Origin of the sequence: Mycobacterium sp., from assembly GCF_046330795.1 — a bacterium.
In the GTDB taxonomy this organism is placed as follows: Bacteria; Actinomycetota; Actinomycetes; order Mycobacteriales; family Mycobacteriaceae; genus Mycobacterium.
Genome location: NZ_JAXLSA010000002.1, coordinates 480,543 through 493,423 on the forward strand (window position 1 = coordinate 480,543; position 12,881 = coordinate 493,423).

The 12,881-nt window shown below is 68.3% G+C and carries 10 protein-coding genes; 6 read left to right on the forward strand and 4 right to left on the reverse strand.

The features are described 5' to 3' along the window. Window positions 1-32 precede the first annotated feature (32 nt). Window positions 33-557 carry a general stress protein gene (locus U0R18_RS09535; RefSeq protein ID WP_526367933.1) on the forward strand — a complete coding sequence of 175 codons (525 nt, stop codon included), beginning with the start codon at window positions 33-35 and terminating at the stop codon, window positions 555-557. 14 nt (window positions 558-571) lie between these two features. Then, window positions 572-1,168, forward strand: coding sequence for a suppressor of fused domain protein (locus tag U0R18_RS09540; RefSeq protein WP_526368281.1), 597 nt, complete (start codon window positions 572-574; stop codon window positions 1,166-1,168). A gap of 4 nt (window positions 1,169-1,172) precedes the next feature. On the opposite strand, the gene corA is transcribed toward U0R18_RS09540, so the two are convergent. Continuing rightward, window positions 1,173-2,273: a magnesium/cobalt transporter CorA gene (corA, locus tag U0R18_RS09545; protein WP_526367934.1), complete on the reverse strand. Its 1,101-nt coding sequence runs from the start codon at window positions 2,271-2,273 to the stop codon at window positions 1,173-1,175. 119 nt (window positions 2,274-2,392) lie between these two features. Between corA and U0R18_RS09550 the strand changes: the two genes are divergently transcribed. Beyond that, window positions 2,393-3,571: an NAD(P)-dependent malic enzyme gene (locus tag U0R18_RS09550; protein ID WP_526367935.1), complete on the forward strand. Its 1,179-nt coding sequence runs from the start codon at window positions 2,393-2,395 to the stop codon at window positions 3,569-3,571. Then, window positions 3,555-4,442, forward strand: coding sequence for a glycine betaine ABC transporter substrate-binding protein (locus U0R18_RS09555; RefSeq protein ID WP_526367936.1), 888 nt, complete (start codon window positions 3,555-3,557; stop codon window positions 4,440-4,442). The genes U0R18_RS09550 and U0R18_RS09555 overlap by 17 nt, the downstream gene beginning before the upstream one ends. Window positions 4,443-4,445: 3 nt before the next feature. Here U0R18_RS09555 and U0R18_RS09560 read toward each other — a convergent pair whose 3' ends face one another. Further along, complete coding sequence (locus U0R18_RS09560; RefSeq protein ID WP_526367937.1) at window positions 4,446-5,276, reverse strand: SDR family NAD(P)-dependent oxidoreductase; 831 nt, start codon at window positions 5,274-5,276, stop codon at window positions 4,446-4,448. 202 nt (window positions 5,277-5,478) lie between these two features. On the opposite strand from U0R18_RS09560, the gene U0R18_RS09565 reads away from it, so the two are divergent. Then, window positions 5,479-5,871, forward strand: a complete 393-nt coding sequence (locus U0R18_RS09565) for a DUF732 domain-containing protein (protein ID WP_526367938.1) — start codon at window positions 5,479-5,481, stop codon at window positions 5,869-5,871. Window positions 5,872-5,953: 82 nt separating this feature from the next. On the opposite strand, the gene U0R18_RS09570 is transcribed toward U0R18_RS09565, so the two are convergent. Beyond that, window positions 5,954-9,634 (reverse strand): multifunctional oxoglutarate decarboxylase/oxoglutarate dehydrogenase thiamine pyrophosphate-binding subunit/dihydrolipoyllysine-residue succinyltransferase subunit, encoded by a 3,681-nt coding sequence (locus U0R18_RS09570; protein ID WP_526368282.1) that lies wholly within the window; start codon window positions 9,632-9,634, stop codon window positions 5,954-5,956. 234 nt (window positions 9,635-9,868) lie between these two features. Next, a complete protein-coding gene (locus U0R18_RS09575) occupies window positions 9,869-10,633 on the reverse strand; it encodes a hypothetical protein (protein WP_526367939.1) in 765 nt (254 codons plus the stop codon). A gap of 358 nt (window positions 10,634-10,991) precedes the next feature. Here U0R18_RS09575 and U0R18_RS09580 point away from each other — a divergent pair, with 358 nt between their 5' ends. Next, the gene (locus U0R18_RS09580) at window positions 10,992-12,878 is read left to right on the forward strand and encodes an MFS transporter (RefSeq protein WP_526368283.1); all 1,887 of its coding nucleotides are present in this window, start codon (window positions 10,992-10,994) and stop codon (window positions 12,876-12,878) included. Window positions 12,879-12,881: the final 3 nt, after the last annotated feature.

Below are 12,881 nucleotides of genomic sequence, written 5' to 3' on the forward strand. Positions count from 1 at the left end.
TACGATTGCAGGGAGTAGAGGAGGGACATCACATGACCAGTCCTTTTCAGCCCGGCCAGAATCCGGGCCCCCCGGTCGGGGGCCGCGGCGGACCGATCGGACTGCCGACCCCGCCGAAGGGTTGGCCGATCGGTTCGTACCCGACCTACGCCGAGGCGCAGAAGGCCGTCGACTACCTGTCCGATCAGCAGTTCCCGGTACAACAGGTCACCATCGTCGGCGTCGATCTCATGCAGGTCGAACGTGTCACCGGTCGCCTGACGTGGCCGAAGGTGCTCGGCGGTGGCGTGCTCACGGGCGCCTGGCTGGGTATCTTCGTCGGCCTGGTCCTGGGCCTGCTGGGCGGCAATCAAGGCAATCAAGCCGGAGCGTTGTTGACCGGCCTGATCGCGGGCATCATCTTCGGCTTGATCACCTCGGCCATACCTTATGCAATGGCAAGGGGTACAAGGGATTTCAGCTCCACCATGCAGCTGGTGGCCGGCCGCTACGACGTCCTGTGCGATCCCCAGAACGCCGAGCGGGCGCGGGACATGCTCTCGCGGTTGAGCATCTGAACGGCCCGCGCCCGATTCTCGACGCGGTCCGCGCTCATGTGCGAAACCATTTCGCCGCAGCGGGTTTCGCAGCCGAGCCCGATGCGGCGAGTGTGACGTTCCTGGGCGTTGAACCGATCGACGTACTGCGTTTCGGTCCCGTCGGCGGCCGGTTGCATCATGTTTCGCTCGGGTGCGCCCGCCACCCGATGGGGGATCCGGGCACGCTGGCGATCGATCCGGTCCATGGCCCGCGCGCGGAGGTGGTGCTCACGGTGCGCGACACGGTGCCCACCCCCGGCCTGGCGCGCACGATGGCCATCCTGGCGGCCACTCCGGCGGTCGACGGCATCGTGCTGGCCGCCGACGCGCTGATCGATCTCGGCGCACCGCTGTGGCAACGGCCCGCCGGACTGCCGCCGTTCAGCGCGGTGGTGCTGGCCGCCGGGCCCATCCCGGATCTGGAACCCGGCGAACCGTATGACCCGGTGACGTTCCTGGCCGCCACCCCGATCAGTGCGAACGAGGCCGCGTGGGCGCGGCTCGAGGGCGTCGAAGCGCTGCGGGAGGTCTGGCGACAGGACGGCGTCGACGTCACCGACCCGCAGCGCGTCGCGAGGCAGCCGAGCTGATCCGTTACAGCCAGTGGTTGCGGCGGAAGTTCCGGTAGAGGAACCCGCAGACGGCCACCATCAACAGCAGCACCGCCGGGTATCCCCAGGTCTCATGGAGTTCGGGCATGTGCTCGAAGTTCATGCCGTAGATGCCGGCGATCATGGTCGGGACGGCGGCGATGGCGACCCATGCCGAGATCTTGCGCATGTCCGTGTTCTGCTGCATGCCGACCCGCGCCAGGGCGGCCTGCACCAGGGAGGACAGCATCTCGTCGTAGCTGGCGATCTGGTCGGCCGCATGCGTCTGGTGGTCGATCACGTCGCGCATGTAGCGCAGGACCTCCTTGGACAGCAGATCCTTGTTGTCCGAGTGCAGCCGGCCCAGCTCGACCGACAACGGCGACACCGCGCGCCGCAGCTCGACCACCTCGCGCTTGAGCAGATAGATCTGTTCGACATTGGTCTTGGCGGTCGGCGAGAAGGTGTCCTCCTCGATGGCGTCGATGTCGCACTCCATCAGGCGCGTGACGTCAAGGTAGCTGTCCACCACGTGATCGGCGATCGCGTGCATCACGGCGTACGGACCCAGCGCGAGCTGCTCGGGTTGTTCCTCGAGTCGCCGGCGGACCCCGGCCAGCCCGCTGTGTTCGCCGTGGCGGACGGTGACGACGAACTCCGGGCCGACGAACACCATGATCTCGCCGGTCTCGACGATCTCGCGGGCCAGTGCCACGGATTCGTGGGGCACATAGTTGACCGTCTTGAGCACCAGGAACAGCGTGTTGTCGTAGCGCTCGAGCTTGGGCCGCTGATGGGCGTGCACCGCGTCCTCGACCGCCAGCGGGTGCAACCCGAAAACCTCTGCGACGGACTGCATCTGATGTTCATCGGGTTCGTGCAAGCCGATCCAGACGAAGGCCGACTGCCCGTCGGCGCGAATCTCACGGACCCGGTCCAGCGCCGCGGCGTGGGTGAACTTGCCGGGGAGCCGCGAGCCGTCGACGTAGACCGCGCAGTCGACCATGGCGCGGGCCACCGGCACGTGGATCCGTTTGACGTCGGGCACCGGCCGGGTGCGGGCGGCGCCCAGGAGCGAAGGCGGCAACGCGCGGAACGACGGCATTTCCAGCCTCCCTGTTCAGGGGAATGTGCATGCGAATGGTACGCCGCCGACCCGGAACGGGCTCCTCACAGCGAGGGAACCCCCGGCTGTGAGGTTGATCGGTGAAGTACCCTGACGCGGTGTCCGAAACCGTGAAGACCCCGCATCTCGTCATCGAGGACGAGGAGATTTTCGACGCCCACGTCGGTGGCAAATTGGCCATCGAGTTGAAGGCACCGCTGGACACCCAGCGGGCCCTGTCGATCGCCTACACGCCGGGCGTCGCACAGGTGAGCCGGGCGATCGCCGCCGATGCCACGCTGGCCAAGCGGTACACGTGGGCCAACCGGCTCGTGGTGGTGGTCTCCGACGGCACCGCGGTGCTCGGACTCGGTGACATCGGTCCGGCCGCCTCGCTGCCGGTGATGGAGGGCAAGAGCGCTCTGTTCAAGACGTTCGGCGGGCTGGACTCCATTCCGATCGTGCTGGACACCAAGGACCCCGACGAGATCGTCGAGACCCTGATCCGGCTGCGCCCCACGTTCGGGGCGGTCAACCTCGAGGACATCTCCGCGCCGCGTTGCTTCGAGATCGAGCGCCGCGTCATCGAGGCGCTGGACTGCCCGGTGATGCACGACGATCAGCACGGCACCGCGATCGTCGCTCTCGCGGCGCTGCTCGGCGCGGCCAAGGTGCTCCACCGTGACATGACCAGCCTGCGCATCGTCATCGCCGGTGCCGGCGCGGCCGGGGTGGCGTGCGCCAACATCCTGCTGGCCAAGGGAATTCAGGATGTCACGGTGCTCGACTCCAAGGGCATCGTGCACTCCGGCCGCCCGGACCTCAACGAGTTCAAGTCCGAGCTGGCCTCGCGTACCAACCCCGCCGGCCGGACCGGCGGCGTGGCCGAGGCGCTGGACGGGGCCGACATGTTCCTGGGTGTGTCGGCCGGGATCGTGCCGGAGGAGATCATCGCCACCATGGCACCCGGCGGCATCGTGTTCGCGCTGTCCAATCCCGACCCCGAGATCCACCCCGATGTCGCGCGCAAGTACGCGGCGGTCGTCGCGACGGGCCGCAGCGATTTCCCGAACCAGATCAACAATGTCCTGGCGTTCCCCGGGGTGTTCCGCGGCGCGCTGGACGCCGGCGCACGGCGCATCACCGAGGCGATGAAGGTGGCGGCGGCCGAGGCGATCCACGCGGTGGTGGGCGACGATCTGGCGCCGGACTACATCGTGCCGAGCCCCCTGGATCCCCGGGTGGCACCGGCGGTGGCCGCGGCCGTGGCGGCCGCATCCGATGAGGCGCAGGGCTAGCCTGCGCCGGTTCGTCACGGCCCTGCTGCTGGTCGGGCTGACCGCCTGCGGCAGCCACCAGACCGACCGGCCGGACGCCCCGACCGGCCTGACCGTCGGTGCGACGGCGGATGCCGGGTCGATGGTCCTGGCCAATCTGTACGCCGCGGCGCTGCGGTATTTCGGCTCGGCCGCACAGGTCGAGGTGGTCGCCGATCCGCTGGCGGCGCTGGATTCCGGGCAACTCGATGTGGTGCCGGGATTCACCGGGCGGTTGTTGCAGACCTTCGCGCCGGGCACTTCTTCGGGGTACGGCGACGAACAGGTCTACAAGACCCTGCTGGGAACGCTGCCGGAAGGCATCACTGCCGGTGACTACACCACCGCCGCCGAGGACAAGCCGGCCGCCGCGGTGACGGGGACGACGGTGACGGCCTGGGGTGGACGGGATCTGACCGAGCTGGTGGGGCACTGTGGCCAGGTGCGGCCGGGAACCGTGCGCGGCGTGGCCGTCCCGGCCCGGGTCGGGACCTGCAAGCTACCGGCGCCGATCGAATTCGACGACAGCGCAGCGCTTTTCGCGGCCCTGAAGTCGAACCGGATCAATGTCGCCTGGACCAGTACGGCCGACCCGGCGATACCCGAGGATTCCGACGGGCCGCAGGGGACCGTGCTGCTCGCCGACCACAAGCCGATGCTGATCCAGGCCGAGAACGCCGTGCCGCTCTACCGGCGCAACGAGCTGGACCCGCAGCAGGTGTTGGCGCTCAACCAGATCGCCGGCGCGCTGGACACCGCCGCACTCGAGCGGATGCACCGGCAGGTGGCCGCCGGTGCCGATCCCCGGGTGCTGGCCGACCAGTGGCTGGCCGACAACCCCCTCGGTCGCTGAGAATCAGCCCTTGCTGGGCATGAGCCGCGAGGTCACACCCGAGAACGCGTCCAGGTAGCCCGACCCCGTCATCCGCACGATGAAGTCGAGCACCTTGGCGTCCGCACCGACCAGCACGCGGGGCTTCTTCTTGCGGACCGCTTCGAGGATGATCGTGGCCGCGCGCTCCGGCGTGGTGTTGGCCAGCCGTTTGTCGAACAGCTTGGCCAGCTCGTTGGAGTCCACTTCGCCGGATGCGGTGGCGTTGCGCGCGATCGCGGTCTTGATGCCGCCGGGATGCACGGTGGTCACCGCGACCGGGTGCTTGTTGATCTTCATCTCCTGATACAGCGCCTCGGTGAAGCCACGTACGGCGAACTTGGCGGCGTTGTAGGCCGACTGTCCCGGCACCGAGAAGATGCCGAACAGGCTGGAGACGTTGACCACATGGCCGTCGCCGGACTCGATCAGGTGCGGCAGGAAGGCCTTGGTGCCGTTGACGACACCCCAGAAGTCGACGTCGACGACGCGCTCGATCTCCTTGAACTCGCAGATCTCGATGTCGCCGGTGTGCGCGATGCCGGCATTGTTGTAGATCTGGTTCACCTTGCCGAAGTAGGCCTTGACCTCGTCGGCGTAGAGCAGGAACGCTTCGCGCTCGGTGACGTTGAGCCGGTCGGCCTTCACCTCCACGCCCATCGCCTGCAGCCGCTCGGTGGTGACGGCCAGGCCCTCGGTGTCGACGTCGCTGATGGCCAGCTTGGCCCCGGATCGGCCCAGTGCAATCGCCAGCGCCTGCCCGATGCCCGATCCGGCACCGGTGACGACGCAGACCTTTCCGTCGAAGCCTTCCATGCTCACTCCTCTGGTCCTGGGGTCCCGTTGGTCACGACTCGCGCCGAGTTTAGCCAGTACCGGCGGTACCGCCGACTCCCGGGTCCGTCGCCGTGCCGTTCTGGTCGGCCTGCTCTGCGAAAACTACCCGCGCGATGCGCCGGACGACGCTGAGCAGTCGGATTGGGGTAACAACCGCGGCGGCGCCTACGATGACCCCGTTATGAAGCGTCACCACATCGCGGCCCTGGCGTCGCTCCTGGTTTCCGTCGGTGCGACGGGCGGACTGCTCGTCGGTGCCGCGCCCGCGCAGGCCGACCCGAGCACCGACCAGTTCGTCAACGATCTGTCGAGCATCGGACTGGCCGGCCTCGACCCGGGCACCGCGGCCTCGCTCGGACAGCAGGTGTGCCCGATGCTCGCCCAGCCCGGCCAGGACGTGGCCGACGTGGCCGCCAAGGTTGCCGACGAGGTGGGCCGCCCACTGGGCCCGGCGACGATGTTCACCGGCCTGGCGATCCAGATCTTCTGCCCGGGTGCGGTCGCCTCGCTGGCCAACGGCCAGTCGCCGATCCCGCTGCCCGGCATCCCGCCGCTGAATCTCTTCGGCAACTGACCGTCGACACCCGTGAGGGTGCGCAGAAGTACGCGCGCAGCGGCGTGTCGGCGGACCGACACGCACCCTCGCCGGAAAAAAATCAGCCGAACGCCTCGTCGAGGATCTCCTGGGTCTCCACGGCGTGCACCTTCGAGGAACCCGACGACGGTGCGCTCATGGCGCGCCGCGAGATGCGCTTGATACCCGTGAGCCGATCCGGCAGCAGCTCGGGCAGCGCCAGGCCGAACGTCGGCCAGGCACCCTGATTGGCCGGCTCCTCCTGCACCCAGAAGTACTCCTTTGCGCCGGGGTACTCGGCCAGCGTGCGACCGAGCCGGCGCGGCGGCAGCGGGTAGAGCTGCTCGATCCGCACGATCGCGACGTCGTCGCGCTTGTCCTTCTGCTTGCGCGCCAGCAGGTCGTAATAGATCTTGCCGCTGCACATCAGGATCCGGGTGACCGCGCCGCGGTCGCCGGTGCCCAGCTCGTAGGTGGGCTCCTCGAGCACCGAGCGGAACTTCTGCTCGGTGAAGTCCTTGATGTCGCTGACCGCGGCCTTGTTGCGCAGCATCGACTTCGGTGTGAACACGATCAGCGGCCGGTGGATGCCGTCGAGCGAGTGCCGGCGCAGCAGGTGGAAATAATTGGCCGGCGTCGACGGCTGGGCCACCGTCATCGAACCCTCGGCGCACAGCTGCAGGAACCGCTCGATGCGGCCCGACGTGTGATCGGGCCCCTGGCCCTCATGACCGTGCGGCAGGAGCAGTACCACGTCGGAGGTCTGGCCCCACTTGGCCTCGCCGGAGCTGACGAACTCGTCGATCACCGACTGTGCGCCGTTGAGGAAGTCGCCGAACTGGGCCTCCCACAACACCATTGCCTCGGGGTTGCCCACCGAGTAGCCGTATTCGAATCCGACCGCGGCGAACTCCGACAGCGGCGAGTCGTAGACCATGAACTTGCCGCCGGTCGGGGTGCCGTCCTCGTTGATGGCCAGCAGTGACAGCGGGGTGAACTCGTTGCCGGTGCGCCGGTCGATGATCACCGAGTGGCGCTGGGTGAACGTGCCGCGCCGGGTGTCCTGACCCGACATGCGGATCAACTTTCCTTCGGCGACAAGGGTTCCCAGCGCCAGCAGCTCGGCGAACGCCCAGTCGATCTTGCCCTCGTAGGCCATCTCGCGGCGCTTGTCGAGTACCGGCTGCACGCGCGGGTGCACCGTGAAGCCCTCGGGGAAGGCCAGGTGCGCGTCGCCGATCCGGGCCAGCAGGGCCTTGTCCACCCCGGTGGTCATACCTGTCGGGATCACCTGATCGGATTCGACGGATTCGCTGGGTTCGGGCTGGTACTTCTCCAGATCGCGGACCTCGTTGAAGACCCGCTCGAGTTGGCCCTGGTAGTCGCGCAGGGCGTCCTCGGCCTCTTTCATCGAGATGTCGCCGCGGCCGATCAGCGCCTCGGTGTAGGACTTGCGTACGCCGCGCTTGTGGTCGATCACGTCGTACATCGCCGGCTGGGTCATCGACGGATCGTCGCCCTCGTTGTGCCCGCGGCGGCGGTAGCACAGCATGTCGATGACGACGTCCTTCTTGAACTGCTGGCGGAAGTCGACGGCGAGTTTGGCCACCCAGACGCACGCCTCCGGATCGTCGCCGTTGACGTGGAAGATCGGTGCCCCAACCATTTTCGCGACGTCGGTGCAGTACTCGCTGGACCGGGAATGCTCGGGGGAGGTGGTGAACCCGACCTGGTTGTTGACGATCATGTGGACGGTGCCGCCGACGCGGTAGCCGCGCAGCAGGGACAGGTTGAGCGTCTCGGCGACCACGCCCTGCCCGGCGAACGCGGCGTCGCCGTGCAGCATCAGCGGGACCACGGAGAAGCCGTCGGCGGTGTCACCCTTGTCCAGGATGTCCTGCTTGGCCCGCACCAGACCCTCGAGCACGGGGTCGACGGCCTCGAGGTGACTGGGGTTGGCCGTCAGCGACACCTCGATGTCGTTGTCGCCGAACATCTGGATGTAGTTGCCCGACGCGCCGAGGTGATACTTCACGTCGCCGGAACCGTGCGCCTGCGACGGGTTCAGATTGCCCTCGAACTCGTTGAAGATCTGGGCGTAGGGCTTGCCGACAATGTTGGCCAGCACGTTGAGCCGGCCGCGGTGCGGCATGGCGATGACGACCTCGTCGAGACCGTGCTCGGCGCACTGGTCGATGGCGGCGTCCATCATCGGGATGATGGTCTCGGCGCCTTCGAGCGAGAACCGTTTCTGGCCAACGTATTTGGTCTGCAGGAAGGTCTCGAACGCCTCGGCGGCATTCAGCTTGCTCAGGATGTACTTCTGCTCGGCGACGGTCGGCTTCTCATGGCGGACCTCGATGCGCTCCTCGAGCCACTTCTGCTGTTCGGGTTCCAGGATGTGGGTGTACTCCACACCGATGTGCCGGCAGTAGGCGTCGCGCAGCACCGAGAGCACGTCGCGCAGCTTCTTGTATTCCTTGCCGGCGAACCCATCGACCTTGAACTCGCGGTCGAGGTCCCACAGCGTCAGGCCGTGGGACAGCACGTCGAGGTCGGGGTGGCTGCGGAAGCGGGCCTTGTCGAGTCGCAGCGGGTCGATGTCGGCCATCAGGTGCCCGCGGTTGCGGTACGCGGCGATCAGCTCGATGACCCGGGCGTTCTTGTCGGCGATCGAGTCCGGGTTGTCGGTGCGCCAGCGCACCGGCTCGTAGGGGATGCCGAGTTCGAAGAAGATCTCGTCCCAGAACTCGTCGTCGAGCAGTGACTGGTGGATGGTGCGCAGGAAGTCGCCGGATTCGGCACCCTGGATGATGCGGTGGTCGTAGGTCGACGTGAGCGTGATCAGTTTGCCGATGCCCAGTTCGGCGATGCGTTCCTCGCTGGCGCCCTGGAATTCGGCCGGATACTCCATCGCGCCGGCGCCGATGATGGCGCCCTGGCCGGCCATCAGGCGCGGCACCGAGTGCACCGTGCCCAGCGTGCCCGGGTTGGTCAGCGAAATGGTGACGCCGCTGAAGTCCTCGGCGGTCAGCTTGCCGTCGCGCGCGCGCCGCACAATGTCCTCGTAGGCGGCGATGAACTGGCCGAACGACATCGTCTCGCAGCCCTTGATGGCGGCCACCACCAGTGAGCGGCTGCCGTTCTTGCCCTGCAGGTCGATCGCCAGGCCGAGATTGGTGTGGGCGGGCGTGACGACGTTGGGCTTGCCGTCGATCTCGGCGAAGTGCCGGTTCATGTTCGGGAAAGCCTTGACGCCCTGCACGATGGCGTACCCCAGCAGGTGGGTGAAGCTGACCTTGCCGCCGCGCGTGCGCTTGAGGTGGTTGTTGATGACGACGCGGTTGTCGATCATCAGCTTGGCCGGGATGGCCCGCACGCTGGTGGCCGTCGGGACGTCCAGGGAGGCGTCCATGTTCTTGACGATCGCGGCGGCGGCCCCGCGCAGCACCTGGGATTGATCGTCCGCCGACACCGCGACGGCCGCGGGAGCGGGCTTGGCGGGTGCCGCCTTGGCGGGAGCGGCCGGTGCCGGGGCGGCGGGTGCCGCAGCCTTGGCGGGCTCGGCCTTGGGCGGCGCGGCTTCGGCCGGGGCGGCCGGGGTCTCGGGGGTCGCCTGCTTGGGCGCAGGCGCGGATGCGGCGGACTGTCCGTTGGCCGGGGCCGTGGTGGCTTCGGTGGTGGGTTCGGGGTTGTAGTCGACGAGGAATTCGTGCCAGCTCGGGTCCACGGAAGACGGATCGTCACGGAACTTCCGGTACATCTCTTCGACCAGCCACTCGTTCTGCCCGAAGGGTGAAGTTTTACTGCTCACGGCAGCTGCTCGCCTCGATTCATCGTGTGCGTCCCGGGCGGGGCCGGGCCTTGGCCCCACCGCATCAAAGGCTAGCGCTTCGATGGTGGGTCGGACCACGCAAGCAGCGCGAATCCGCGAGAAGTCACAGCTCGTAGTTGAACGTTTGGTTGAACGCTCGAGCCGAACGGCCGCCGAACCCGCTCAGTTCCCGGTGTTGTCACCTACCGCCGGCAGCACCCGCAGCGTCGTCGTCCAGCGGGCGGGGGCAGCGCCGAAGGCCGCTCGGGCGTTCTCGACGATCCGCTTGCCCATCATCCGGTTGCCCACCGCGCCGACGATGGCGCCGATGCCCGCCGGCAGGACCTTGCCGGCCACCATGGCGCCGCGCTTGAGGGTGTACTTCTTCAGGAAGTAGCGCATGAGCTTGCCGTTGAGCTGTGCGAGCGCCGGCACGGGCACGGTGCTGGCGGCCCCGTCGGACAACCATGCCCCGTTGGTACGGCCGCCGCCCAGCAGCCGGGCCACCGCGTGTTTGCCGTCATCGCCGGCCAGCGCGCCCAGCACCAGCGTCCGGCGCCGCTCCTTGTCGGTGACCGAGATGCCGTGCACCTCGGCGACGGCCAGGACGAAGACGGCCGTGGTCTCGAGGAACAGTGCGGTTTCGGCGGCCACCAACGACAACGCGATGAGCGTGCCGACACCCGGGACCAATGCCGCCGAGCCGACGGCCGCGCCACTGGCCGTCACCGCCGCCAGATAGTGCTTCTCCAGCTTGGTCACCATCTCCGCGGGGGTGGCGTCGGGAAACTTCCGGTGCAGCCGCTCCACGTAGGCGGCGATGGCGGGGGCCTGCACCCGGGCACCCGTCTCGATCAGGTTCGACAGCACGCGGGCCGAGGGCCCGGCGTCCTCGCCCGCCGTGGCGGGCACCTCGGACGTTGCCGACTTCTTGCGACCCCAGGCCATGAGTGCTTCTCCATCCGGACGATCCCAGTCGATCCCCTGACAGGGGATCCCCTCGAGGCTAATCCTCGCGCGTCTCCGGTCAACGAACGATGGCCGGGATCGGTGCCCGTTCGGTTGCTGGTGCCACCGAATGGAATAGTCGGGAGAGGCCGGATGGTTCGGAGGAACCGGACACGGAACGCGTCAACAGGGTCGGAGTCGAGGTCGTCATATGAGTTCGCCGAAACGGAGGCGCCCCGCCGCGGGCCCGGCCGCGCCGAACCGGACGCCCGCCCGTGCCGCCACCCGCGGCAGCCGTGGCCCCGGCGACCCGCCCCGCGGTGCATCCGGCCGGGTTCCCCGGCGGCCCGCCGGCCGGATGCCGGCCACGTCGGCGGTCCCGAATCCGTGGAACGCGTTGTGGGCCATGATGGTCGGTTTCTTCATGATCCTGGTGGACTCGACCATCGTCGCGGTCGCCAATCCCAGCATCATGGAGAAGCTGCAGACGGACTACGACGCCGTCATCTGGGTCACCAGCGCCTACCTGCTGGCCTATGCGGTCCCCCTGTTGGTCGCCGGCCGCCTCGGTGACCAGTTCGGCCCGAAGAACCTGTACCTGATCGGCCTGGCGATCTTCACCGCCGCGTCCCTGTGGTGCGGTCTGTCCGGGTCCATCGAGATGCTGATCGCCGCGCGGGTGGTGCAGGGCATCGGCGCGGCCTTACTGACGCCGCAGACCCTTTCTACGATTACCCGGATCTTCCCGCCCGAGCGGCGCGGCGTCGCGATGAGTGTGTGGGGCGCCACAGCCGGCGTCGCGACGCTGGTCGGGCCGCTGGCGGGCGGGATCCTGGTCGACCACCTCGGCTGGCAGTGGATCTTCTTCGTCAACGTGCCGATCGGCATCATCGGCCTGGGTCTGGGTGTCTGGCTGATCCCGGTCCTATCGACCAACCGGCACCGGTTCGACATCCTGGGCGTCGTGCTGTCGGGTGCGGCGATGTTCCTGGTGGTCTTCGGGCTGCAGGAGGGGGAGGCGCGCAGCTGGCCGTGCTGGATCTGGCTGATGCTCGCCGTCGGCGTCGCCCTGATGGGGCTGTTCGTCTACTGGCAGTCGGTGAACCGGAACGAGCCGCTGGTACCGCTGGGAATCTTCAAGGACCGCGATTTCAGCCTGGCCAATATCGGCGTCGCCGTGATCGGGTTCGTCGTGACGGCGATGATCGTGCCGCTCATGTTCTATGCCCAGGTGGTCAGTGGGCTCACACCCACCCGATCGGCATTGCTGACCGCACCGATGGCGGTGATCTCCGGTGCGCTGGCGCCGCTGGTCGGCAAGATCGTGGACCGGGCCCATCCCACGACGGTCATCGGGTTCGGCTTCTCGGCCCTGGCGATCGGGGTGACGTGGCTGTCCTGGGAGATGACTCCGACGACGCCGATCTGGCGGCTGCTGCTGCCGTTCGTGGCGCTGGGAATCGGGATGGCGTTCATCTGGGCCCCGCTGGCGGCCACCGCCACCCGTAACCTGCCCCCGCAGCTGGCCGGTGCGGGCTCGGGGGTCTACAACGCTACCCGGCAGGTCGGCTCGGTACTCGGCAGCGCCGGCATCGCGGCCTTCATGACGTCACGGATCAGCGCCGAGCTGCCCGCCGCGCCCGCGCGTCCCGCCGGCGCGGGAGCCACGCTGCAGTTGCCGGAATTCCTGCGCGAGCCGTTCTCGGCGGCCCTGTCGCAGTCCATGCTGCTGCCCGCGTTCGTGGCGCTGTTCGGGGTGATCGCGGCGATGTTCATGGTCGGCATGGTGCGCACCGCCGCGGCGCCCGCCGGCGCCGATACGGACCCGGACGAGGACCTCGACGCGGACCCCTACGACGAGCACGAGCTCGCTCCGGTGGCGTCGTTCGCCGCGCCCGCATTCGTTCGCCGGCCCGCGGGCTACGTCGACGACGATGAGGACGGCTACGTCGAATACCTGATCACGCCCCCCGAACGCGCTCCCGCCCCGCAAACCCCTGCCCCGACGGCCCCGGCACCGGCTCCCGAGCCGGAGCCCCCCGGCGAGTGGCAGCGGCTGATGGAGGACCGGGACGAGCCGGATCCGTGGAGCCGGCAGTTGATCACCGAGCCGATCCTGGCCGTGCGCGAGGTCGAACCGATCTGGACGGCACCGCTGGCGCGACATCGCTTGTCGGACAACGGTTTCGATCCACACCCTCCAGCCGGGCGGCACCGTCGGGTGGACCCGGACGACGTGTTCTGAGTC

What these genes read in the sequence shown, in the direction of transcription:
- U0R18_RS09535 (WP_526367933.1), top strand. Translation starts at nt 33, where the DNA reads ATGACCAGTCCTTTTCAGCCCGGCCAGAATCCGGGCCCCCCGGTCGGG.
- U0R18_RS09555 (WP_526367936.1), top strand. Translation starts at nt 3,555, where the DNA reads ATGAGGCGCAGGGCTAGCCTGCGCCGGTTCGTCACGGCCCTGCTGCTG.
- U0R18_RS09570 (WP_526368282.1), bottom strand. Translation starts at nt 9,634, where the DNA reads ATGTACCGGAAGTTCCGTGACGATCCGTCTTCCGTGGACCCGAGCTGG.
- U0R18_RS09565 (WP_526367938.1), top strand. Translation starts at nt 5,479, where the DNA reads ATGAAGCGTCACCACATCGCGGCCCTGGCGTCGCTCCTGGTTTCCGTC.
- corA (WP_526367934.1), bottom strand. Translation starts at nt 2,273, where the DNA reads ATGCCGTCGTTCCGCGCGTTGCCGCCTTCGCTCCTGGGCGCCGCCCGC.
- U0R18_RS09580 (WP_526368283.1), top strand. Translation starts at nt 10,992, where the DNA reads ATGCCGGCCACGTCGGCGGTCCCGAATCCGTGGAACGCGTTGTGGGCC.
- U0R18_RS09575 (WP_526367939.1), bottom strand. Translation starts at nt 10,633, where the DNA reads ATGGCCTGGGGTCGCAAGAAGTCGGCAACGTCCGAGGTGCCCGCCACG.
- U0R18_RS09560 (WP_526367937.1), bottom strand. Translation starts at nt 5,276, where the DNA reads ATGGAAGGCTTCGACGGAAAGGTCTGCGTCGTCACCGGTGCCGGATCG.